General features: G+C 66.2%; 1 pseudogene. It reads left to right on the top strand.

The features are described from left to right. Positions 1 to 275, top strand: a pseudogene (locus XcuCFBP2542_RS19690) (IS3 family transposase); the annotation flags it as partial.

Raw genomic sequence — 275 nt, 5'->3', positions numbered from 1 at the left:
AGGCCGTTTACCGACATCACCTGCGCGCGCAGTTGGGTGGCGGGCTTCGTGGACTGGTACAACAACGAGCACCGCCACAGTGGCATCCGATTTGTGACGCCGCACGAGCGCCATGAGCGACGCGACCAGGCCATCCTGGCCGCACGCGCGGACGTGTACCGGGAGGCCGCCATGCGTCATCCAAGCCGCTGGCGCGGACGCGCCACGCGTAACTGGACGCCTGTCGGCGCGGTGTGGCTGAACCCGGATAACGACGATAGAAAAGCACCCGATGA

The sequence above is a fragment of the Xanthomonas cucurbitae genome (assembly GCF_002939885.1).
In the GTDB taxonomy this organism is placed as follows: Bacteria; Pseudomonadota; Gammaproteobacteria; order Xanthomonadales; family Xanthomonadaceae; genus Xanthomonas; species Xanthomonas cucurbitae.
Note: the sequence above shows the minus strand (reverse complement) of the source record. Positions and strands in the feature narration are given on the sequence as shown.